Source organism: Nonomuraea sp. NPDC005730, from assembly GCF_040630865.1.
Taxonomy (GTDB): Bacteria; Actinomycetota; Actinomycetes; order Streptosporangiales; family Streptosporangiaceae; genus Nonomuraea.
Map to the genome: position 1 here is coordinate 85,860 of NZ_JBEXYK010000017.1, position 19,787 is coordinate 105,646.

Annotated in this window: 23 protein-coding genes and 1 tRNA gene; 5 read left to right on the forward strand and 19 right to left on the reverse strand. The window is 72.0% G+C overall.

Annotation, left to right across the window (positions count from 1 at the left end):
• Positions 1–43: 43 nt before the first annotated feature.
• The 6 genes from chvE to ABZ444_RS21760 all read right to left on the reverse strand — a co-directional run bounded on the left by chvE (position 44) and on the right by ABZ444_RS21760 (position 7,099).
• Entirely contained in the window at positions 44–1,162 is a 1,119-nt protein-coding gene (gene chvE / locus ABZ444_RS21735) for a multiple monosaccharide ABC transporter substrate-binding protein (protein WP_357984784.1), read from the reverse strand.
• 208 nt (positions 1,163–1,370) lie between these two features.
• Entirely contained in the window at positions 1,371–2,345 is a 975-nt protein-coding gene (gene yjfF / locus ABZ444_RS21740; RefSeq protein WP_357999774.1) for a galactofuranose ABC transporter, permease protein YjfF, read from the reverse strand.
• Between the two features lie 5 nt (positions 2,346–2,350).
• On the reverse strand, positions 2,351–3,364 hold the full coding sequence (locus ABZ444_RS21745; RefSeq protein WP_357984781.1) for an ABC transporter permease: 1,014 nt from the start codon (positions 3,362–3,364) through the stop codon (positions 2,351–2,353).
• Positions 3,364–4,872 carry a sugar ABC transporter ATP-binding protein gene (locus tag ABZ444_RS21750; protein WP_357999624.1) on the reverse strand — a complete coding sequence of 503 codons (1,509 nt, stop codon included), beginning with the start codon at positions 4,870–4,872 and terminating at the stop codon, positions 3,364–3,366. Before ABZ444_RS21750 ends, ABZ444_RS21745 begins: the two co-directional genes overlap by 1 nt.
• A gap of 52 nt (positions 4,873–4,924) precedes the next feature.
• The gene (locus ABZ444_RS21755) at positions 4,925–5,896 is read right to left on the reverse strand and encodes an ABC transporter substrate-binding protein (protein WP_357999626.1); all 972 of its coding nucleotides are present in this window, start codon (positions 5,894–5,896) and stop codon (positions 4,925–4,927) included.
• A 453-nt stretch (positions 5,897–6,349) separates the two neighbouring features.
• The gene (locus ABZ444_RS21760; RefSeq protein WP_357999629.1) at positions 6,350–7,099 is read right to left on the reverse strand and encodes a metallophosphoesterase; all 750 of its coding nucleotides are present in this window, start codon (positions 7,097–7,099) and stop codon (positions 6,350–6,352) included.
• A 98-nt stretch (positions 7,100–7,197) separates the two neighbouring features.
• Here ABZ444_RS21760 and ABZ444_RS21765 point away from each other — a divergent pair, with 98 nt between their 5' ends.
• The 3 genes from ABZ444_RS21765 (at position 7,198) to ABZ444_RS21775 (ending at position 10,399) form a co-directional block, all read left to right on the forward strand.
• Positions 7,198–8,616, forward strand: coding sequence for a PLP-dependent aminotransferase family protein (locus ABZ444_RS21765; protein WP_357999632.1), 1,419 nt, complete (start codon positions 7,198–7,200; stop codon positions 8,614–8,616).
• A 36-nt stretch (positions 8,617–8,652) separates the two neighbouring features.
• Positions 8,653–8,838, forward strand: coding sequence for a DUF4236 domain-containing protein (locus ABZ444_RS21770; RefSeq protein WP_352326433.1), 186 nt, complete (start codon positions 8,653–8,655; stop codon positions 8,836–8,838).
• An 88-nt stretch (positions 8,839–8,926) separates the two neighbouring features.
• Positions 8,927–10,399 carry a pyridoxal-dependent decarboxylase gene (locus ABZ444_RS21775; protein ID WP_357999635.1) on the forward strand — a complete coding sequence of 491 codons (1,473 nt, stop codon included), beginning with the start codon at positions 8,927–8,929 and terminating at the stop codon, positions 10,397–10,399.
• On the opposite strand, the gene ABZ444_RS21780 is transcribed toward ABZ444_RS21775, so the two are convergent.
• Positions 10,396–10,842, reverse strand: coding sequence for a MarR family transcriptional regulator (locus ABZ444_RS21780; RefSeq protein ID WP_357999638.1), 447 nt, complete (start codon positions 10,840–10,842; stop codon positions 10,396–10,398). The genes ABZ444_RS21775 and ABZ444_RS21780 overlap by 4 nt on opposite strands.
• Positions 10,843–10,903: 61 nt before the next feature.
• On the opposite strand from ABZ444_RS21780, the gene ABZ444_RS21785 reads away from it, so the two are divergent.
• Complete coding sequence (locus ABZ444_RS21785) at positions 10,904–11,284, forward strand: hypothetical protein (protein ID WP_357999641.1); 381 nt, start codon at positions 10,904–10,906, stop codon at positions 11,282–11,284.
• Positions 11,285–11,292: 8 nt separating this feature from the next.
• Here ABZ444_RS21785 and ABZ444_RS21790 read toward each other — a convergent pair whose 3' ends face one another.
• The 7 genes from ABZ444_RS21790 to ABZ444_RS21820 all read right to left on the reverse strand — a co-directional run bounded on the left by ABZ444_RS21790 (position 11,293) and on the right by ABZ444_RS21820 (position 15,402).
• Positions 11,293–11,934, reverse strand: coding sequence for a response regulator transcription factor (locus tag ABZ444_RS21790; protein ID WP_357999644.1), 642 nt, complete (start codon positions 11,932–11,934; stop codon positions 11,293–11,295).
• Positions 11,931–13,052, reverse strand: a complete 1,122-nt coding sequence (locus tag ABZ444_RS21795) for a histidine kinase (RefSeq protein WP_357999646.1) — start codon at positions 13,050–13,052, stop codon at positions 11,931–11,933. Before ABZ444_RS21795 ends, ABZ444_RS21790 begins: the two co-directional genes overlap by 4 nt.
• Positions 13,046–13,843, reverse strand: coding sequence for a hypothetical protein (locus tag ABZ444_RS21800; RefSeq protein WP_357999649.1), 798 nt, complete (start codon positions 13,841–13,843; stop codon positions 13,046–13,048). The genes ABZ444_RS21795 and ABZ444_RS21800 overlap by 7 nt, the downstream gene beginning before the upstream one ends.
• 160 nt (positions 13,844–14,003) lie before the next feature.
• Positions 14,004–14,076: transfer RNA gene (locus ABZ444_RS21805), tRNA-Ala, on the reverse strand.
• A gap of 106 nt (positions 14,077–14,182) precedes the next feature.
• On the reverse strand, positions 14,183–14,713 hold the full coding sequence (locus ABZ444_RS21810; RefSeq protein ID WP_357999652.1) for a Clp protease N-terminal domain-containing protein: 531 nt from the start codon (positions 14,711–14,713) through the stop codon (positions 14,183–14,185).
• Between the two features lie 3 nt (positions 14,714–14,716).
• Entirely contained in the window at positions 14,717–14,932 is a 216-nt protein-coding gene (locus ABZ444_RS21815) for a hypothetical protein (RefSeq protein ID WP_357999655.1), read from the reverse strand.
• A gap of 50 nt (positions 14,933–14,982) precedes the next feature.
• On the reverse strand, positions 14,983–15,402 hold the full coding sequence (locus ABZ444_RS21820) for a MarR family transcriptional regulator (protein WP_352357956.1): 420 nt from the start codon (positions 15,400–15,402) through the stop codon (positions 14,983–14,985).
• A 49-nt stretch (positions 15,403–15,451) separates the two neighbouring features.
• On the opposite strand from ABZ444_RS21820, the gene ABZ444_RS21825 reads away from it, so the two are divergent.
• Positions 15,452–16,192 (forward strand): dienelactone hydrolase family protein, encoded by a 741-nt coding sequence (locus ABZ444_RS21825; RefSeq protein ID WP_357999658.1) that lies wholly within the window; start codon positions 15,452–15,454, stop codon positions 16,190–16,192.
• A 22-nt stretch (positions 16,193–16,214) separates the two neighbouring features.
• Here the strand turns inward: ABZ444_RS21825 and ABZ444_RS21830 are convergent, their stop codons facing one another.
• From ABZ444_RS21830 to ABZ444_RS21850, 5 genes are all read right to left on the reverse strand, one after another.
• The gene (locus ABZ444_RS21830; RefSeq protein WP_357999661.1) at positions 16,215–17,036 is read right to left on the reverse strand and encodes a metal-dependent hydrolase; all 822 of its coding nucleotides are present in this window, start codon (positions 17,034–17,036) and stop codon (positions 16,215–16,217) included.
• Positions 17,033–18,199 carry an MFS transporter gene (locus tag ABZ444_RS21835; RefSeq protein ID WP_357999664.1) on the reverse strand — a complete coding sequence of 389 codons (1,167 nt, stop codon included), beginning with the start codon at positions 18,197–18,199 and terminating at the stop codon, positions 17,033–17,035. The genes ABZ444_RS21830 and ABZ444_RS21835 overlap by 4 nt, the downstream gene beginning before the upstream one ends.
• Positions 18,200–18,395: 196 nt before the next feature.
• Positions 18,396–19,013, reverse strand: a complete 618-nt coding sequence (locus tag ABZ444_RS21840) for an SRPBCC family protein (RefSeq protein WP_357984730.1) — start codon at positions 19,011–19,013, stop codon at positions 18,396–18,398.
• Positions 19,014–19,044: 31 nt separating this feature from the next.
• Positions 19,045–19,422, reverse strand: coding sequence for a hypothetical protein (locus ABZ444_RS21845; protein ID WP_357999667.1), 378 nt, complete (start codon positions 19,420–19,422; stop codon positions 19,045–19,047).
• Positions 19,419–19,781 carry a hypothetical protein gene (locus ABZ444_RS21850; protein ID WP_357999670.1) on the reverse strand — a complete coding sequence of 121 codons (363 nt, stop codon included), beginning with the start codon at positions 19,779–19,781 and terminating at the stop codon, positions 19,419–19,421. The genes ABZ444_RS21845 and ABZ444_RS21850 overlap by 4 nt, the downstream gene beginning before the upstream one ends.
• Between the last annotated feature and the right edge of the window lie 6 nt (positions 19,782–19,787).

The window sequence follows — 19,787 nt, forward strand, 5'->3', positions numbered from 1 at the left end:
TGGGAAGTGCCCCCGGGGGACCGCCGTCCCCCGGGGCGGGCCCTTACTTGAGCTGGTCCTCGGTGTAGTAGTTGCCGCCGACGATGATCTCCTTGTAGTTGCTCTTGTCCACGATCACCGGGTCGAGCAGGTAGGAGGGGACGACCTTGTTGCCGTTGTCGTAGTCCTTGGTGTTGTTCACCTCGGGCTTGCCGCCCTTCAGGACCGCGTCGGCCATCTTCACCGTCTGCTCGGCGAGCTTGCGGGTGTCCTTGAAGATGGTGGAGTACTGCTCGTCGGCGATGATCGACTTGACCGAGGCGAGCTCGGCGTCCTGGCCGGTCACGACGGGGTAGGGCTGGCCGCTGGTGCCGTAGCCGGAGCTCTTGAGCGCCGACAGGATGCCGATGGACAGGCCGTCGTACGGGGAGAGCACGCCGTCCACCTTGGTGCCGCCGGTGTAGGTCTTGGTGAGGATGTCCTCCATGCGCTTCTGGGCCGTGGCCGGGTCCCAGCGCAGGATGGCGGCGGTCTTGAAGTCCTTCTGGCCGCTCTTGACCAGCAGGGTGCCGTCGTCGATCTTCGGCTGGAGCACCGACATGGCGCCGTTCCAGAAGAACGTGGCGTTGTTGTCGTCGGGCGAGCCGCCGAACAGCTCGACGTTGAACGGGCCCTTCTTGCCGTCGTCCACGCCGAGGCCCTTGAGCAGGGAGGTCGCCTGCTGCACGCCGACCTTGAAGTTGTCGAAGGTGGCGTAGTAGTCGACGTTGGGGCTGTTGCGGATCAGGCGGTCGTAGGAGATGACCGGGATCTTGGCGTCGGCGGCCTGCTGGAGCTGCGAGGTGATCGCGGTGCCGTCGATCGAGGCGATGATCAGGAGCTTGGCGCCCTTGGTGATCTGGTTCTCGATCTGGTTGGCCTGCGTCGGGATGTCGTTCTCCGCGTACTGGAGGTCGACCTTGTAGCCCAGCTGTTCGAGCTGCTGCTTGACGTTGTCGCCGTCGTGGATCCACCGCTCGGACGACTTGGTGGGCATGGTGACGCCGATCAGGGCGCCCGCGCCCCCGGCGGCGGCCGACGTGGAGGCGTCGGCGTCGACCGTCTTCTGGCTGGAGCCGCAGGCCGTCATGGTCGCGGCGAGCGCGATGGCGGACACCACGCCCCCGATACGTCCCAACCTCATGTGGCACTCCTTGCAATGGGGGTTGCGGCAGCGGAATGTGAGCGTTAACTGCCGATAGTGCAGAGGACTCAGTCACAGAACGTGCCGAATCAGAACAAAGTTCTCGCTTCGTTCTCGCCGATTGTTATCGCTAACAAAGACGATGTCAACGGTTGAGCATAACCTCACGGAAACCTTTAGGTAACGTTCGCGGCAGACTCCTTGCAGGTCAGCGCCTTGGACGCGCGCTGAAGATCCGTTGCAGCACGATGAAGACGAAGAGCAGCAGGCCGATGAAGATCTTGGTCCACCAGGAGCTGAGCGTGCCCTCGAAGCTGATGATCGTCTGGATCAGGCCGAGCACCAGCACGCCGAGCACCGTGCCGAGCAGGAAGCCGCTGCCGCCCGTGAGCAGCGTGCCGCCGATCACCACGGCGGCGATGGCGTCCAGTTCCATGCCCACGGCGTGCAGGCCGTAGCCCGAGAGCATGTAGAACGACAGCAGCACGCCGCCGAGCGCGGAGCAGAAGCCGCTCACCGTGTAGACCGTGATCTTCGTCCGGCCCACCGGCAGGCCCATGAGCAGCGCCGACTGCTCGCTGCCGCCCGTCGCGTACACGGCCCGGCCGAACCGGGTGTGGTGCAGCACGTACGCCGCCACCAGCACCACCCCCACCGCGATGAGCACGCTCGGCGAGATCCACAGACCGGCGAACAGGTCGACCCTGGTCTGCGCGAACGCCGTGAACGCCGGGTCCTCGATCGGGATCGAGTCCGTGCCGATCGTGTAGCACAGCCCCCGGGCCAGGAACATCCCGGCCAGCGTCACGATGAACGGCTGGATGTCGAAGGCGTGCACGATGTAGCCCATCACCAGCCCGAGCCCGGCCCCCACGGCCAGCACCAGCGGCACCACCACGTACGGCGGCCACCCCGGCCCCGACATCAGCGACGCCGAGATCATCGTGGACAGCGCCACCACCGACCCCACCGACAGGTCGATGCCCCCGGCCAGGATCACGAACGTCATCCCCACCGCCACCACCAGCAGGAACGCGTTGTCGATGAAGACGTTGAGCACCACCTGCCCGCTGGCGAAGCCCTCGTACCGGACGCCGCCCACGACGAACATCGCCACGAACAGGCACGCCGTCACGAGCACCGGCAGGTGGCGGGCCGGCAACGCGACCCGGCCCACGGTCATGGTCGTCACAGGGTCACCCGCACTTTCTCCTCGGGGGCCGGGCTGGGCGGCGCGCTGCCACCGCGCCGGCGCAGCGCCTTCGCGCGGAACGACGGCGACTGCACGAGACAGACCGCCGTCACCACCAGCGCCTTGAACAGCAGGGTCGTCTCGGGCGGCACGCCGATGGAGTAGATCGTCGTGGTGAGTGTCTGGATGACCAGCGCGCCGGCCACGGTCCCGCCCAGCGAGAACCGGCCGCCCGACAACGAGGTGCCGCCGATCACCACGGCCAGGATCGCGTCCAGCTCGATCCACAGGCCGGCGTTGTTGCCGTCGGCGCTGGAGACGTTCGAGCTGATCAGGATCCCGGCGATGCCCGCGCACAGGGCGGCGAAGGCGTAGACCATGATGACGATGCCGCGCGACCTGATGCCCGCGAGCCTGCTGGCCTCGGCGTTCCCGCCGACCGACTCGATCAGCAGGCCCAGCGCCAGCCGGCGGGTCAGGAACGCGGTGACCGCCAGCACGACCGGCACCAGCAGCACCCCGAACGGCACCGCCAGCAGGTACCCGCCGCCGATCAGCTTGTACGACGGGCTGTTGACCGTGATGATCTGCCCGTCGGTGATGAGCTGGGCCAGGCCGCGCCCGGCCACCATGAGGATCAGCGTGGCGATGATCGGCTGGATGCCCGCCTGCGCGACCAGGAACCCGTTCCAGGCGCCGAGCAGCAGGCACAGCCCGAGCGCGAGCGCCACGGCGGCGAGCACGCCGGCGTCCTCGCTGATCCGCAGGCAGGCCAGCGCGCCCGAGATCGCCACCACCGAGCCCACCGACAGGTCGATGCCGCCGGTCGCGATGACCAGCGTCATGCCGAGCGAGACCAGGATGAGCGGCGCGCCGAAACGCAGGATGTCGATCAGGCTCCCGTACAGGTGCCCGTCCCTGACCTGGACGGAGAGGAAGCTGGGGGTGAAGAACACGTTCAGGGCCAGCAGCAGCACGAGCACCGCCACCGGCCACAGCAGCCGCCGCATCAGGCCCGCCCTCCGCTCGCGATCGTCTCCATCAGCACGTCCGTGGTGAGGGCTTCGTCGTTGGGCAGCTCGGCCACCAGCCGCCGGTCGCGCAGCACCTCGACCTTGTGGCTGAGCCGCAGCACCTCCTCCAGCTCGGCGGAGATGAACAGCACCGCCATGCCGCCGTCGGACAGCTCGGCGACCAGGCGCTGGATCTCGGTCTTGGCCCCGACGTCGATGCCGCGGGTGGGCTCGTCGAGGATGAGCAGCCGGGGCTCCAGGATGAGCCAGCGCGCCAGCAGCACCTTCTGCTGGTTGCCGCCGCTCAGGTTCCGCACCAGGTGCTCGGGGTTGGGCGGGCTGATCCGCAGGGCCTTGACGTACCGGCCGACCAGCTCGTCCTGCTGTTCGCGCGGGACCGGCCTGGTCCAGCCCCGGGTGGCCTGGAGCGCCAGGATGATGTTCTCGCGCACGGTGAGGTCGGGGATCAGGCCGTCCTCCTTGCGGTTCTCCGAGCAGAAGGCGATCTTGTGGTTCATCGCCGCGCGCGGGGTGCGCAGCGCGGCGGGCGCGCCGCCGACGGACAGCTCGCCGCCGCTCGCGTGGTCGGCGCCGAACAGCAACCGTGCGACCTCGGTACGCCCCGAGCCGAGCAGCCCGGCCAGCCCCACGACCTCGCCCTCGTGGATGGTGAGCGAGAACGGCTCGACGGCCCCGGCCCGGCCCAGCCCGCGCGCCTCGACCAGTGGCCGGTCGAAGACCCTGGCCGCGCCGTGCAGGCGTTCGAGCGCGGCCAGCTCCTGGCCGATCATCTTGGCGACCAGGTCGAGCTGGGGCAGCTCGCGGGTCAGGTACTCGCCGACGAGCCGTCCGTTGCGCAGGATCGTCATACGGTCCGAAATTTCGTAGATCTGGTCAAGAAAGTGGGAGACGAAGAGGATGGCGATGCCCTCCTCCTTGAGCCGCCGCATCACCCGGAAGAGCTGCCGCACCTCGTCGGCGTCCAGGCTGGAGGTGGGCTCGTCCAGGATCAGCACCCGCGCCTCGATGTCGACCGCCCGCGCGATGGCCACCATCTGCTGCACCGCCGGCGAGTACGCCGACAGCGGCGCCGAGACGTCGATGCTCAGGTCCAGCCCGCTCAGCAGCTCGCCGGCCCTGGCCCGCACGCGTTTCCAGTCGATGCGGCCGAATTTGCGCGGCTCGCGGCCGATGAAGATGTTCTCGGCCACCGACAGGTTCGCGCAGAGGTTGACCTCCTGGTAGACCGTGCTGATGCCGCCCCGCTGCGCCTCGGCCGGGCCGGCGAAGGCGACGGGCCGCCCGCCCAGCTCTATCGTGCCCGAGTCGGCGGGATGCACGCCGGTGAGCACCTTGATCAGGGTGGACTTGCCGGCGCCGTTCTCGCCCATGAGCGCGTGCACCTCGCCGGGCAGCAGCCGCAGGTCCACGCCGTCCAGGGCCTTGACCCCGGGAAACTGTTTGCCGATCCCGTTCATCGTCAGGACCGGCACGGGTGCGGCCATGGGCCTCCCCTTCCGCCTGAAGGGGCCGGGCCACCGGGCCCGGCCCGCGCGATCAGTACTGACGGCTGGACAGGACCTGCTTGGCCTGCTCCTGCGTGAACGTGGTCTCCTCGGTCACCACGCGGGCCGGCACCTGCTCGCCCTTGACGACCTTCTTGGCCAGGTCCATGAGCTGCGGGCCGAGCAGCGGCGAGCACTCGACGATGTAGTTGATCTTCCCGTCGGCCAGCGCCTGCATGCCGTCCTTGACGGCGTCGACCGTGATGATCTTGATGTCCTTGCCGGGCACCTTGCCCGCGCCCTCGATGGCCTCGATCGCGCCCAGGCCCATGTCGTCGTTGTGGGCGTACAGCACGTCGATGTCCGGGTTGGACTTCAGGAAGGCCTCCATGACCTCCTTGCCCTTGGCCCTGGTGAAGTCGCCGGTCTGCGAGGCGATCACCTTGAACTTCGGGTCGGCGCCGATGACCTGGGCGAACCCGGCCTTGCGGTCGTTGGCGGGGGCCGAGCCGGTGGTGCCCTGGAGCTCGACGATGTTCACCGGGTCGGTGGCGTCCTTGTACTCCGCCACCAGCCACTGGCCGGCCTTCTTCCCCTCCTCGACGAAGTCGGAGCCGAGGAAGGTCCGGTACAGGGAGGTGTCCTTGGAGTCGACGGCGCGGTCGGTCAGGATGACCGGGATCTTCGCGTCCTTGGCCTCCTTGAGCACCGTGTCCCAGCCGGACTCCACCACCGGCGAGAAGGCGATGACGTCCACCTTCTGCTGGATGTAGGAGCGGATGGCCTTGATCTGGTTCTCCTGCTTCTGCTGGGCGTCGGAGAACTTGAGCGTCACGCCCGCGCTCTTGGCCGAGTCCTGCACGGACTTGGTGTTCGCGGTGCGCCAGCCGCTCTCCGCGCCGACCTGGGCGAAGCCCATGGTGATCGAGCCGTCGCCGCCGCTGCCGCCACTGCCTCCGCCGCAGCTCGCCACCGACATCGCGGTGAGCCCGGCGAGCACCAACGCCGAGATCCTCTTGAACACGTGGGGGGTTCCCTTCTCATGTGAGCGCTAACAACCGAATCCGGCCGTCGGCGCCTTCCTGCCTCGGGGGCCTGCGCGGTCCCGTCGGGCCGTGCCCGTCTCGCGTACCGGCGACCGCGGGTGCCAGGAGGCGGGCCGCCACCTCGCCTCCTCGGCCGCGACCGAGGGGAGACGACCCCGGACCGATCCCGCGACCGCTCCTTTCCTGGCTTGGCCACGACTGTGAACGTTAACAAGCACATCCGTCAAGGGCCCTCCGCATCACGGTCGCGTCACGCCGGGCACCCCTTGACTCCAGGGGCGTTCCATCCCTAACGTGACGCCGATCACCTTCGTCTGCGGCCACTTCGACTGGTAGCGCTAACAGTCCGCTCGTCCGAGGAGCACCCATGAAACGATCCGTCCCGGCGCCGGGAAGCCCGCGGCCTCCCGGCCCGCCCGCTGCCTACACCCTCACACCGGGACGACGCGGTGGTGGGTGGTGACCCGGCCGCCGTCGTCCAGCACGTGGAAGACGAGCCCCGGCGGCAGTTCGTAGTCGGCGCAGTCGGCCAGCGTCGTCGCGCCCTCCCAGGGCAGCCGCAGCGTGGACACCACGCCCGGCGCGGCCAGCAGCGGGCGTCCGGCGAAGGTGGTGGCCGCCGCCGTGTGGGCGTGGCCGACCAGCACGGCTGTCACGTGCGGATGCCCGGCCAGCAGGTCCGCTAGGCGGTCCGGGGTCTGGAGCATGATCGTGTCGATCGGCGAGTGCAGCGTGGTGGGCGGGTGGTGGAAGGCCACGAACACCGGCAGGTCACGTTCCGCGCCGAGCACGACGTCGAGCCAGGCCAGCGTCTCGTCGTCCAGGTGGCCCTCGGGGCGGCCCGGGATGGAGGAGTCGCACAACACGTAGACGGCCCCGCCGGTGCGGTGAACCCGGTTGACCGGCCCGGACGCGGCCGGCTCGCCGAGCAGCACCCGCCGGAACTCCTCCCGGACGTCGTGGTTGCCGGGGCACACGAGGACCGGGTGGCGCGAGGTCAGCAGCTTGCGCGCCTGCTCGTACTCCGCGGCCAGCCCGTGGTCGGCGATGTCGCCGGAGACGAGCACCGCGTCGAGGTCGTACGGCAGGGCGTCCAGGTAGCGCATGACGGCGTCGGCGCGCTCGACGGACCGGTCCGAGCCGCCGACGTGGATGTCGCTGAGATGGGCGATCACGAGCATGGGCAGAACTTCCTTTCGTGGTACGCCCTCGACGGTAGCCGCCCACCGGACCACCCGTAAGATCCGGTTTTGTGGTGAAACATTGGGCCAGTTCCGGAGTGGACCTGCATCTGGAGCTCGATCCCGCACTCGGGCGGCGGCGGGCCGTCGAGGACGCGCTGCGCGCCGCCGTACGCGACGGGCGGCTGCCGCCCGGCACCCGCCTGCCCTCGACCAGGGCGCTCGCGGCCGGGCTGGGCCTCGCCCGCGGCACGGTGAGCGCCGCCTACGACCAGCTCGCCGAGGAGGGCTACCTCACCACCCGCCCGGGTTCGGGCACCGAGGTCGCCGACGCCTTCCCACCCGCCCCCGCGCTGATCCGCTCAACTTCCGTCGCCGGGGCGCCGCAGCCGGCGCACGATCTTCGCCCCGGGCAGCCGGACGTGTCGGCCTTCCCCGTGCGGGCCTGGCTGCGGGCCACCCGCCACGTGCTCGCCGCGTCCCCCGCCGAGGTCTTCGGCCCCTGCGACCCCAGGGGCCGGATCGAACTGCGCACCGCGCTGGCCGGCTACCTCGGCAGGACCCGCGGCGTGCGCACCACCCCCGACCGGATCGTCGTCACCACGGGCTTCGTCCAGTCGCTCAACCTGCTGGCGGACGTACTCGGGGCGGGCCCGATCGCCATGGAGGACCCGGGCCACGACTTCTACCGCGAGGTCCTGCGCCGCGCCGGCCGCACGATCGCCCCCCTCCCGGTGGACGAGCAGGGCGCCCGTACCGGCGACCTCACGTCCGGGGTGGCCGCCGCCGTGCTGACCCCGGCGCACCAGTACCCGACCGGCGTCCCTCTGGCCCCGGCGCGCCGCCGCCTGCTGCGCGAGTGGGGCGGCCCGGTCATCGAGGACGACTACGACGGCGAGTTCCGCCACGACCGCCGTCCCGTGGGCGCCCTCCAGGGCACGGCCCCCGACCAGGTCGTCTACTGCGGCACCACCTCCGAGTCGCTCTCCCCGGCGCTGCGCCTGGGCTGGATGGCGCTCCCGCCCGCCCTGGTGGGCCCGGTCGCCGAGGCCAAGCTGTACGCCGACGCCCACACCGGGGTGCTGGGCCAGCTCGTCCTGGCCCGGCTGATCGACGACCACGACTACGACCGGCACGTCCGCGCCGCGCGCCTGCGCTACCGCCGCCGCCGCGACCTGCTGCTGTCGCGGCTCGGCCCCGGACCGGCCGCCCCGCTGCCCGGCGCACGCCTGCCCGGCGTGGCCGCCGGCCTGCGCGCCCTGCTGCTGCTCCCGCCGGCCGGGCCGGCCGAGTCCGCCGTGCTGGCGGCCTGCGAACGGCGCGGCGTCGCCCTGCGCGGCCTGACCCCGCTGCGCCAGACGCCTGGCCCCGGCGGCCTGCTGATCGGGTACGCCGCCCCCTCCGAACGCGCCTACCCCGCCGCCCTGGACGCCCTCGCCGACGCCCTGACCTGGGCGTCCGCCGGCAGAAGCAGCGCCAACGCCGAAAACCCCGATATTTCCGGCGTTCCCGGGTAGTTGACCGGCTCTCACCGACCTCGACGGAGGAGTCCGATGAGCTGGAGCTACCGCAAGACGATCAAGCTGGGTCCGGTCCGGCTGAACCTGTCCCGCGGCGGCGTTGGACACAGCTGGGGCAACCGGCTGTTCAGGGTGACGCGTACCGCCGACGGCCGCCGTACGCTGTCGGTCAATCTGCCCGGCGGCTTCCACTGGCGCAAGACACTCAGCGGGCGCTGACCCCCAGCCGGAACGACGGGCCGGAGGCACGCGGCCTCCGGCCCGTTCCCGTCTTCCCGGGACGCCGCCCGGATGATGATCTGTAGGCATGAACGCCCACATGAGCCCGGAGGAGTTCCGCCGCCACGGCAGGCAGGTCGTCGACTGGATCGCGGACTACATGGCGGGCATCGAGTCCCGTCCGGTGATGTCACGGGCCGAGCCGGGAGACGTCCGCCGCGCCTTACCCGCGGAGCCGCCCGAGCACGGCGAGCCGTTCGAGGCCGTCCTTGACGACCTGAACACCATCCTGCTGCCCGGCATCACCCACTGGCAGCACCCCGCCTTCTTCGCCTACTACCCCTCCAACGCCAGCGGCCCCGCCATCCTCGGCGACCTGCTCTCCAGCGGCCTCGGCGTGCAGGGCATGTTGTGGGTCACCAGCCCCGCCTGCACCGAGCTGGAGACCGTGGTGGTGGACTGGCTGGCGAGCCTGCTCGGCCTGCCCGCGCACTTCAGGACCGACGCGCGCGGCGGCGGCGTGATCCAGGACTCGGCGTCGAGCGCCTGCCTGGTCGCGCTGCTCGCCGCCCTGCACCGGGCGAGCGGCGGCCGGGTCACGCGTACGGGCGTCGCCGAGCGGTACACGATCTACGTCTCGTCGCAGACGCACTCCTCGCTGGAGAAGGCCGCCCGCGTCGCCGGCCTCGGCTCCGACGGCGTACGGGTGGTGGACGTGCACCCCCGTACGCTGGCCATGGACCCGGGCCGGCTGCGCGAGCTGATCGCGGCCGACAAGGCCGGCGGCGCGGTCCCCGCGATGGTCTGCGCCACCGTCGGCACCACCTCCTCGGCCGCCGTCGACCCGGTGCCGGAGATCGGCGAGGTGTGCCGCGAGCACGACGTGTGGCTGCACGTGGACGCCGCCTACGCCGGGGTCGCCGCCGTCTGCCCCGAGTTCCGCGGGCTCAACGACGGCGTGGCGGAGTACGCCGACACCTACTCCACCAACCCGCACAAATGGCTGCTGACCAACTTCGACTGCACCGTCCTGTGGACGGCCGACCGCGCCCCGTTGCTCGGCGCGCTGTCGATCCTGCCCGAGTACCTGCGCAACGCCGCCACCTCGGCCGGTTCGGTGGTCGACTACCGCGACTGGCAGATCCCGCTGGGCCGCCGGTTCAGAGCGCTGAAACTGTGGTCGGTGATCCGCTGGTACGGCGCCGAGGGCCTGCGCGCCCACATCCGCAAGGGCGTCTCCCTGGCCCAGCACCTGGCCGCCCGGATCGCCACCGACCCCGCCTTCGAGCTGCACGAGCCGCACCCGCTCGGCCTGGTCTGCTTCCGTCCCCGCTGGCCCGGCCTGCCGCCCGCCGACGCCGACGCGGCCACGCTGCGCCTGATGGAGACCCTGAACGCCGGCGGCTCCCTCTACCTCACGCACACCAGGATCGGCGGCCGGATCGTGCTCCGCATGGCCGTCGGCGCCCCCGCCACCGAACTCCGCCACATCGACCGGGCCTGGACCGACATCCGCCAGGGACACACCACCCTGGCCCGGCAGACCGCCCGCGACGACTAGAGCGGCAGCCCCGCCTGGGCGGCCAGCGTGCCGAGGACCCTGGCGAGCACGGCCCGGTCCCGCGGGCCGAGCCCGCCGGTCAGCTCGGCGTCGAGCTCCAGCGTCACCTCCAGGCACCGGCCCAGCAGCGCGCGCCCCTCGCCGGTGAGGTCGAGGAGCTGACGCCGCCGGTCGCCGGGGTCGCGCACCCGGGAGATCGCGCCGAGCCGTTCGAGGTGGTCGGCCAGCGTCACCACCAGGCTCGGCGCGACGCCCATCGTCTTGGCGACGTCGAGCTGCGAGGCCGCGCCGCGTGCCTCCAGCAGGGTCATCAGCCCGACGTGCTTGGGCTTGAGGTCGAGCGGGACGAGCGCGGCCGTGAACCGCTCGGTCAGGATCGCCCCGAGCGTCCCGATCCTGAAGGCCATCGTCCCCGCCACCGACACCGGCTTGACTTCGTCCACGCCCACAATGGTACCGTCGATATATCATTCAGAGTATGAACGATTCGAGTGGAGAAGTGTTGTGCGCAAGTCGCTGATCGTCCTCAACGTCCTGGCCGCCGCCGGCGCCATGGTCTCCGGCGTGCTCGCCCTCGCCGACCCCGGGATCATCCTGCCCACCGGCGCCGAGGTCTCCGGCGGCGTCTCCCTGTACGCCCAGGCCTACGCCGCGCGCGCCCTCCCCCTCGGCGCCGCCCTGCTGTGGTCGATGACGGCGAAGGGCAGGCCGGCGCTGGTGCCGCTGCTCGTCGCGGCCGGGGCGGTGCAGGCGGCCGACGTCGCGATCGGGCTCGCGCAGGGCCTGCCCGGCATGGCGGTGGGCGGCGCGATCGGCGCCGCCGTCCATCTGCTGTCGGCCTGGGCCCTGACCCGCCGTTCCGGCACCGCCCCGGCCGCCGTCTGACGGCCTGCTCAGGGGCGGCGGTTCAGGCCGTGCTCGTAGGCCCAGATGACCGCCTGGACCCGGTCGCGCAGCCCGAGTTTGGCCAGGATGCGGCCGACATGGGTCTTGACGGTGCCCTCCGACAGGAACAGGGAGCCCGCGATCTCGGCGTTCGTCTCGCCCCAGGCGATGTGCCGCAACACCTCCCGCTCCCGGTCGGTCAGCGGGTCGGGCCCGGCGTCCGGCAGCTGCGGCGCGACGTGGTCGAGCAGGCGGCGGGTGGTCGAGGGGGCGATCACCGCGTCCCCCCGGTGGACGGTCCGCACCGCGGCCAGCAGCTCCTCGGCGGGGGCGTCCTTGAGCAGGAACCCCGACGCACCGGCCCGCAGCGCGGCGAAGGCGTACTCGTCCAGGTCGAAGGTGGTCAGGACGATCACCTTGGGCGCGCCGGGGGCCGTCAGCAGCCGCCGGGTCGCCTCGACGCCGTCCATGCGCGGCATGCGGACGTCCATGAGCACCACGTCCGCCGTCACCGCGCGCAGACCGGCCAGTGCCTCCACCCCGTCGCCGGCCTCCCCCACCACGCGCATGTCGTCCTGGGCGTCGATCACCATGACCGTGCCGGTACGCACCAGCCGCTGGTCGTCGACGACGTACACGCCGATGGTCATGCCGGGTACGGAAGGCGGGCCTCGACGACGAACCCGCCTTCCTCCTCCGTCCGGACGTCCAGGGTCCCGCCCAGCGCGGTCACCCGCTCGCGCATGCCCGCCAGCCCGTTCCCCGGCCCGTCATCGCGCATTCCAGCAGAGGCGGTGCCGCCCGCGTCGCCGGCGGTGATGCGCAGGGCCTCGTCCGTCCAGTCCAGCCGGAGGGTGCTGCGCGCGCCCGTGCCCGCGTGCTTGAGTGTGTTCGTCAGCGCCTCCTGCACCACGCGGTACGCGACGAGATCGGCCCCCGGCCCGAGGGGGCGCGGCGTGCCGCACACGATCTCCTCGACGGGCAGCCCGGCGTCCCGGGTCCGCGCCACCAGGTCCGGCAGGCCGGTCAGTCCGGGCGGCGGCCCGTCCCCTGGCGTGGCGCGCAGCACGCCGACGGCGGCCCGCATGTCCGTGAGAGCCGCGCGGCCCGTCTCCTCGATCGTGGCCAGGATCTCGGCCGCCCGCGCGGGCGCGAACCGGCCGCCCCTGGCCTGGGCGACGATGACGGCCAGCGCGTGGGCGACCACGTCGTGCATCTCCCTGGCGATCCGCGCCCGTTCCTCGGCGGTGGCCCGCGCCGCGGCCTCGCCGGCCCGCTCCCGCAGCAGGTCGAGGTGGGCGAGCTGGGTCCGCCGGTACAGGCCGAGCCCCCACGCCGCGACCACCACCGCGGCCAGCAGCCCGAGCAGCAGCCACGGATCCGGGCCGAGCCCGGCCGCCGCGACGCTGGAGTCGGTCGCGAACCTGGCCGCCGCCACCCCCGCGCCCGCCAGGCCGACCAGCAGCGGCGGATGGCGCCGGGCGTGGGCGGCGCAGGAGTAGACCGCGAGCGGGAACAGCGCCGCCGACGGCAGCACGAGGAACAACCCGGTCACCGCGACCTGGACGGCGAAGGCCGCGGCGACCACGAGGAACGCCCACGTCCGCCGCCGGTAGGCCACGGCCGCGTGCGCCACCAGGCAGGCCCCCGCCAGCAGGACCGCCCGCACGCCGGGCGCCGACAACACCGCCACCGTCAGGGAGAGCGGGACCAGTGTCACCCCGGCGACCAGGGCCAGGACCACGTCGGCGCGGCGGGGCGTCAGCACGCCGTCGTGCGCTGGTAGGAGAGGGTGGCCCCGGCGACCGCCAGCCCGAACAGCAGCCAGCTCCCGTACACGACCGCGACCGCCGCCACCGCGGCCGGATCGGACAGCGGCACGGGCCCCCGGGTGAGGCCGAGGAGCTGGGAGAACGTGCCGAGAACGGACATGGCTCCCATAGTGGTCAACATGGCGGCGCCCGTCCAACCGCCGGCCAGCACCAGCCGCCGCGGCAGCGAGCGTCCCCACCTCTGCACGAGGGCCAGCGAGCCCACCGCCCCGATGACCAGCATGATCGTCTCGCCGTACGGGAAGCCCTCGCCGTAGTCCGCGGGGCGCAGCAGGGTGCCGCCCGCCGACCAGTAGAGCTTGGCCAGGGGGTAGACGAACCCGATGGCGAACGCGGCGTACCCGAGCCAGGGCCCGCCGGGCACCCTGACGCGCGGCAGCAGCAGCGCCCCCAGCAGCGCGCAGCCCGCCAGGCTGAGCCCGCGCAGCGCCATCCCGGGCCAGTCGACCTGCGCGAACTCCCCGGCGGGGATCCCGGTGAGCGCGAAGAAGGCGCGGAAGACGTCGAGCACGAGCCCGCCCGCCGACCACAGCAGCAGCAGGACGGGCAGCAGCCCCGCCGGATGCGGCCGCACCACGAAGACCGCCCCCAGCACGGCGGCCAGGACGGTCACCCAGTGCGGCGCGAACCCCATGGTGTACGGCAACCCTGGCAGCGGCGCGAGCGCGAGCGCCACGACGAGCGCGAGGACGGACAGCGCCGAGATCTGCAGTCGTTGAAGTCGCATGCCCCCGACGATCCCGTCCCGGGCCGGCCGCCCGCGTCTCCCCCAGGTCCGGACAAGAGGCGACCTGAGAGGTATTGACACGGCCTGGCGCGGGCACGAAAAGGGCCTGGCGCGGGCACGAAAAAAGGTGGCGCCCTTACGGACGCCACCTTCTCTTCTGTGGAGCTATGGGGATTCGAACCCCAGACCTCCTCCATGCCATGGAGGCGCGCTACCAACTGCGCCATAGCCCCTTGCGATCACCAAGTGTATCGGACTTCCGGACCCCTCGCGTCACGCCGGATCGCGCATCCCCGGCGGGCCGGAGGAGCTCTCCGACCCGCCCTGGACGGCGTTACGTCAGGCGGCGCGGCGGGACGGGATGCCCGCCTCCCGGACCAGCGCGGCCACGTCGACCCCGGCCTCGCCGAGCAGCCGGCCGGCGCCGTTCGCGCCGTCGGCGAGCAGGCCCCACAGCAGCCGTTCGCCGGTCACCGGCCCCGGCTTCCACATCGCCACCTCGATCACCTTCCTGGCGTGCATGGCCAGCGGGATCCCGCCCAGCGGCCCGTCCAGGGTCACGCGCAACGGGCGCAGCCTGGACCGGCGCAGCACCCACCGGTCAGGCGCGTCCGTCCCGGCTCTGGTACGGCGGTGCACCTCGTCGAGGTCGATGCCGAGCGTGGCCAGCAGCGCACGCGCGTCGCCCAGGTCGATGCGCGCGCGCAGGCCGGCGCCGGAGGCGGTGAACGACGACAGCGAGAACGGCCGCACCTCGGCCACGCCCAGCAGCAGGAGGTCGGCGTCAAGCGTGGCGCGGTGGGCGTCGAGCGCGAGGATCCCGGCCCGGACCACCGCCCGGCGGGCGCCTTCTGTGAACCTGTCGAACACCTGCTACCTCCCCGTTCTGCGGGCGTGCTTGCGATGGGCGGACTGCCGCCGGACCCCGAGCGCGCCGGCGATCTGCTCCCACGACCACCCCGCCGCGCGGGCGTTGCCGACGTGGACGGCCTCCAGCTCCTCCAGCAGGGCCCTGAGCGCGGCCACCGCCGCCAGGCCCGTTCCGGGGTCGCGGTCGGCTGCCGCCCCGGCCAGTTCGGTGACGTCCATGGTGTCAGCATGTGCTGACAGAGGGCCGCTTGTCAACACATGCTGACGCCTCAGAGCCGTTCGGCCAGGTCGGCGAGGACGGGCAGGGCCGCGGCGAGGCGTTCGCGTTCGTCGGGGGTGAGGGAGTCGACGGCCGCGGCCAGGCGTTCGGTGATCACCTGTTCGCGGCTGACCAGCGCGGCGCGGCCGGAGCCGGTGATGGCGGTGATCACCCGCCGCCGGTCGGCCGGGTCGGGCTCGCGGGCCACCATGCCGCGCTGGTGGAGGCCGCCCAGGACGGTGCCGATCGCCTGGGCGGTGATGCGTTCCAGGTGCGCGAGCTGGGCCGAGGTGTGCGGCCCGTCCCGGTCGAGGCGGGAGAGCACGGCGAGCTCGGTGAACGACACGTCGTCGCCCGAGGCGTTGGTGTAAAGCTGCCGGATGCGGCGGGCGAGCCGCCCGACCGAGATCCGCAGTTCCTTGGCGAGCACAAAACCAAGACTAGCTTTATCAATCCAGCTTTGGTAGTTTCCCGGCACCATGTGCTACGACAACGACGCCACACCACCGCGCCCGCAGCCCCCGACCACCGGCACCCGCTCCGCCGACCTGCGCCTGACCTCCTCCGACGGCACGACGTTCGCCGCCTACGAGTCCCGTCCCGACCAGGTGAGCGGGCCAGGCGTCGTGATCCTGCCCGACGTCCGCGGCCTGCACGGCTTCTACAAGCAGCTCACCGTACGGCTGGCCGAGCAGGGTCATCCGGCGCTCGCCCTCGACTACTACGGCAGGACCGCCACCGACGCCGACCGGGGCGAGTCGTTCCAGGTCATGGCCCACATCCCCAAGCTGACCAGGGAGAACATCCAGGCCGACATCCAGGCCGCCACCGAGCACCTGGGACGGCCGGCGGTGGCGCTCGGCTTCTGCATGGGCGGCCGGAACGCGTTCTTCGCCTCGGCGCCCAGGTTCGGGTTCGCCGGCGTGATCGGGTTCTACGGCGCGCCGGGGATCGCCGGCCCGTACGGCCCCGGCCCCACCCAGCACGCCGCCGAGCTGGGCGCGCCGATCCTCGGCCTGTTCGGCGGAGCCGACGAGGGCATCCCGGCCGAGCAGGTGACGGAGTTCGGGGCCGCGCTGACCGGGGCCGGGGTGGAGCACGAGATCGTCGTCTACCCGGGCGCCCCGCACGGCTTCTTCGACGAGGCCCACGGCGAGCACGAGGCGATCTGCGCGGACGCGTGGCGCCGGGTGCTCGCCTTCCTGGCCGCCAGAGCCTGAGGGGCCCCGGAGCAAGGGCCCGCTAGCCGCAGGTGGTGCGCATGGTGAGGGCGGCTTCCTCCAGGGTGAACGCGACCTCGACCGTGCCCAGCTCCGCCGTGTCGCGCACGTGCGTGCCGCCGCACGGGATCGACGCCTCGCCCTCGGGCAGCGAGCAGTGCCAGGTGCGCAACGCGGTCAGACCGGGCCCCGGCACGTCGAGCCGGACCGGCGCGCGGGCCGCCACCCACGTCCTGAGCTGCTCGTTCACCCGCTGGGCCAGCTCGGTCAGGTCCAGGTCGTCGGCGGCGAAGCCCTTCTTGCGCAGCGACTTGCCGAGGCGGTATTCGTCCACGCTGCCGTGCGGCACGATGCGCGAGGAGGTGATCGCCGTCTGGTCGAAGTCGGGGTGGCCGAGCCGGTCCTGCCGCACCTCCTTGCGCCACCGGTCCGCCAGCGCCGCGTTGAGCGCCAGCGCGGCCAGGTGGCAGGCGGTGTGGCCGGCCGAGAGCGCCGCCCGGTATCCGGCGTCCACCTCCAGGGCCACCTCGGCGCCGACGGGCAGCGGGGTGTCGGTGACGTGGACGACCAGCCACTCCCAGCCCTCGGCGCCCCGCCGGACCGGGACGGACTCGCCGACGAAGATCTCACCGTCGTTCGACTGGGCCCCTGTCACGCAGTCGAGGACCGGCAGCTCGCCGATCGTCCCCCGGTCTGCGGGCTGGTCGGGCCAGGTGTGGTCGAGGGGGTGGAACGGCGTCTCGGCGGTGACGAGGCCGTGCCGGTCCCCCACCGGCACGGCCCCGACAATCGGGGAACGGCCGCTGACCCGGCCGTTGGGGAAGGTGACGACAGTGGATCTCACCTGGTCATTGTGGCAGGGCGCCGCTCGTCCTCCAGATAGCGGTCGCGGCCGGCGTACAGGCCGGTGGCGAGCTGGACGGCGATCACGGCGAAGATCAGCACGTACGTCAGCGCCCAGCCGCCGGTCATCTGGTAGATCACCCCGACCAGCAGCGGGCCGGCGCCGGCGATGAGATATCCGGCGCTCTGCCCGAAGGCCGACAGCGCGGCCGTGCTCTCCGGCGTACGGGTGCGCAGCCCCAGCATCACCAGCGCCAGCGGGAACGACCCCATGCCGACCGCCACGAACACCACCCAGACCATGGCGGTAGAGGCGGGCGCGAACCACAGCCCGAGGAAGCCGATCGTGTAGGCCACGACCAGCCCCACGACGACCGGCCGCTGGTCGCGGAAGCGCGCGGCGATCGTCGGCACCAGGATCGAGACCGGGATGTTCAGGGCGGTGAACACGCCGAGCATGATCCCGGCCTGCGAGGAGGTGTATCCCCCGTCGGTGAGGATCGTGGCCAGCCACCCGAACATGATGTAGGCGATCATCGACTGGGTGCCGAAGTAGATCGCCACCATCCAGGCGAGCCTGCTCCTGAGCAGGGTCGAGATGCCCGCGTCCCGGCTGCCCGTGTCCCGCTCCGGCTCACTGCGCAGCAGCGCAAGCCACGGAATGGCGGCCACGGCGGCCAGGGCCGCCCACACGCCCAGCGCGATGTGCCAGTCCCCCGACGCGCGCTCGATCGGCACGGTCGCGGCGGCGGCCAGCATGGTGCCCGCCGCCAGGGCCGTGGTGTAGACGGTGGTCATGATCCCGGTACGCCCGGGGAAGTGACGCTTGATCAGCGTCGGGATGAGCACGTTGCCGACGGCGCCGCCGGACAGCGCGACCGCGCTGCTCAGCAGGAACACCGGGGCCGTCCCGACCAGCGACCTGACCAGCATGCCCGAGCCGAGGGTGACCAGCGCGAGCAGCAGCAGCCGGTGCTCGCCGATCCGGCGGGCCAGCGTGGGGGTGATCGCGCCGACGCCGGCGAAGGCCAGCACGGGCAGCGTGGTGAGCAGGCCGGTGCCGACGCTGCTCATGCCGAGCGCCCCGGCGAGCTGGTCGAGCAGCGGCCCGACGCTGGTGACGGCCGTGCGCAGGTTCAACGCCGCCAGAACGATGCCCAGCACGAGAAGCCAGGCCAGGGGGGCCGTTCTGCCTGTTCTGCCACGGGCCTCTTGGGCTAGCACGCTCATGCTGGTCAGGTCCTCCACTCATCAAATCATGGGACGAATCACCACCTTAACAGGACCGAAATGTCCCTTTATTCCTGGACATGAGAAAGCCCCCGGGGCGGGGGCTGAGATTCTCAGGGGAGATCCGGTCCTACAGGACCGGGCTCGGGCCCTCCGGGGGCTGGTTGCGCGGGGGAACGGGGCCGGGAGGCGGCAGGGTGCCGCTCGGCGGGTAGTCGCCGCCGCCGACGGTGCCGGGCGGGACCGGCGCGCCGCTGTCGCCGTACGTGGAGCCGTGCTCGTGCTGGTGCTGGTGGGCGCCGGGGACGTCGCCGCGCCAGCCGCCCGTCTCGCCGCCGCGCGACTCGATGAACGACTTGAACCGCTCCATGTCGTTCCTGATGCGCAGCCGGACGATCTGCAGCGCGTCGCCGACGGTCTCGACGACGCCCTCGGGGTCGTACTCCATCTGGAGGGTGACCTTGGTGGTGTCGGCGTCGATGCGGTGGAAGGTGACGACACCCGCGTGGTGCGGCGAGTCCGTGCCGCGCCAGGCGACGCGCTCGTCGGGGTGCTGCTCGGTGATCTCGGCCTGGAACTCGCGGCGGACCCCGGCGATCTCGACCACCCACTCGGTGAGCGTGTCGGAGATCTGCTTGACGGACTCCACGCCCTCCATGAACTCGGGGAAGCTCTCGAACTGGGTCCACTGGTTGTAGGCCACGCGGATCGGGACGTTGACGTCTACTGAGTGCTCGATCGTGCTCATGGGGTCTGTCCCTGCCCGCGCACGCCCGGCGTTAACGCCTGCGCAGCAGCCAGTAGAGACCCACGAAGGGCAGCACGAGGGGGATGAACAGGTAGCCCTTGCCGTACGACGACCACACCGTGGCGTCGGGGAAGGCCGCCGGGTCGGCCACGCTCGCGGTGCCGATCAGCAGCACGCCGGCCAGCTCGATGACGAGCGCGCCGAGCGCGAGACGGCGGGCGCCGCGCACGAGGGCGACGGTGAGCACGACGTAGACCAGCGCGGCGAAGGCCGACAGCGCGTAGGCCAGCGGAGCCTCGTCGAACCTGGTGGCGATCTGCACCGCCGCCCGCGCCCCGGCCGCCAGCGAGAACAGCCCGTAGACGGCGACCAGCGCGCGCCCGGGGCCGGTGCCGATCGGGGCGCTCACGCCACGCCCTGCCAGACCTGCAGCAGCCGCGCGGTCATCACCGCGATCGCGAACCCGGCCACGACCAGGATCGCGGTGCCCCACCGGCTGCGCTCGGCCAGCGCGAGGAACACCCCGGCGGGCGGGATGAGCACCTGGCCGCCGATGTACCCGAACAGCGTGGCCTTCTCCGGCGGCCCCTCGCCGCCGCTCACCGCCGCGATCACGAACCCGGCCTGCACCAGGATCGCCACTTCCAGCACGGCGAAGCCGACCAGCAGGACCATGCCCATGGGCCGATCGCGGACGGCGACGACCAGGCTCGCCAGCATGAGCAGCAGTGAGCCGACGATGACGATCGTGGCGACGGTGGTGTTCATCGGGAC

Excerpts from the sequence above, each read along its gene's own strand:
- ABZ444_RS21770 (WP_352326433.1), top strand. The coding sequence starts at position 8,653 with ATGAGCTGGAGCTACCGCAAGACGATCAAGCTGGGTCCGGTCCGGCTG.
- chvE (WP_357984784.1), bottom strand. The coding sequence starts at position 1,162 with ATGAGGTTGGGACGTATCGGGGGCGTGGTGTCCGCCATCGCGCTCGCC.
- ABZ444_RS21825 (WP_357999658.1), top strand. The coding sequence starts at position 15,452 with ATGTGCTACGACAACGACGCCACACCACCGCGCCCGCAGCCCCCGACC.
- ABZ444_RS21775 (WP_357999635.1), top strand. The coding sequence starts at position 8,927 with ATGAACGCCCACATGAGCCCGGAGGAGTTCCGCCGCCACGGCAGGCAG.
- ABZ444_RS21800 (WP_357999649.1), bottom strand. The coding sequence starts at position 13,843 with ATGCGACTTCAACGACTGCAGATCTCGGCGCTGTCCGTCCTCGCGCTC.
- ABZ444_RS21750 (WP_357999624.1), bottom strand. The coding sequence starts at position 4,872 with ATGGCCGCACCCGTGCCGGTCCTGACGATGAACGGGATCGGCAAACAG.
- yjfF (WP_357999774.1), bottom strand. The coding sequence starts at position 2,345 with ATGACCGTGGGCCGGGTCGCGTTGCCGGCCCGCCACCTGCCGGTGCTC.
- ABZ444_RS21745 (WP_357984781.1), bottom strand. The coding sequence starts at position 3,364 with ATGCGGCGGCTGCTGTGGCCGGTGGCGGTGCTCGTGCTGCTGCTGGCC.
- ABZ444_RS21815 (WP_357999655.1), bottom strand. The coding sequence starts at position 14,932 with ATGGACGTCACCGAACTGGCCGGGGCGGCAGCCGACCGCGACCCCGGA.
- ABZ444_RS21850 (WP_357999670.1), bottom strand. The coding sequence starts at position 19,781 with ATGAACACCACCGTCGCCACGATCGTCATCGTCGGCTCACTGCTGCTC.
- ABZ444_RS21840 (WP_357984730.1), bottom strand. The coding sequence starts at position 19,013 with ATGAGCACGATCGAGCACTCAGTAGACGTCAACGTCCCGATCCGCGTG.
- ABZ444_RS21790 (WP_357999644.1), bottom strand. The coding sequence starts at position 11,934 with ATGACCATCGGCGTGTACGTCGTCGACGACCAGCGGCTGGTGCGTACC.
- ABZ444_RS21760 (WP_357999629.1), bottom strand. The coding sequence starts at position 7,099 with ATGCTCGTGATCGCCCATCTCAGCGACATCCACGTCGGCGGCTCGGAC.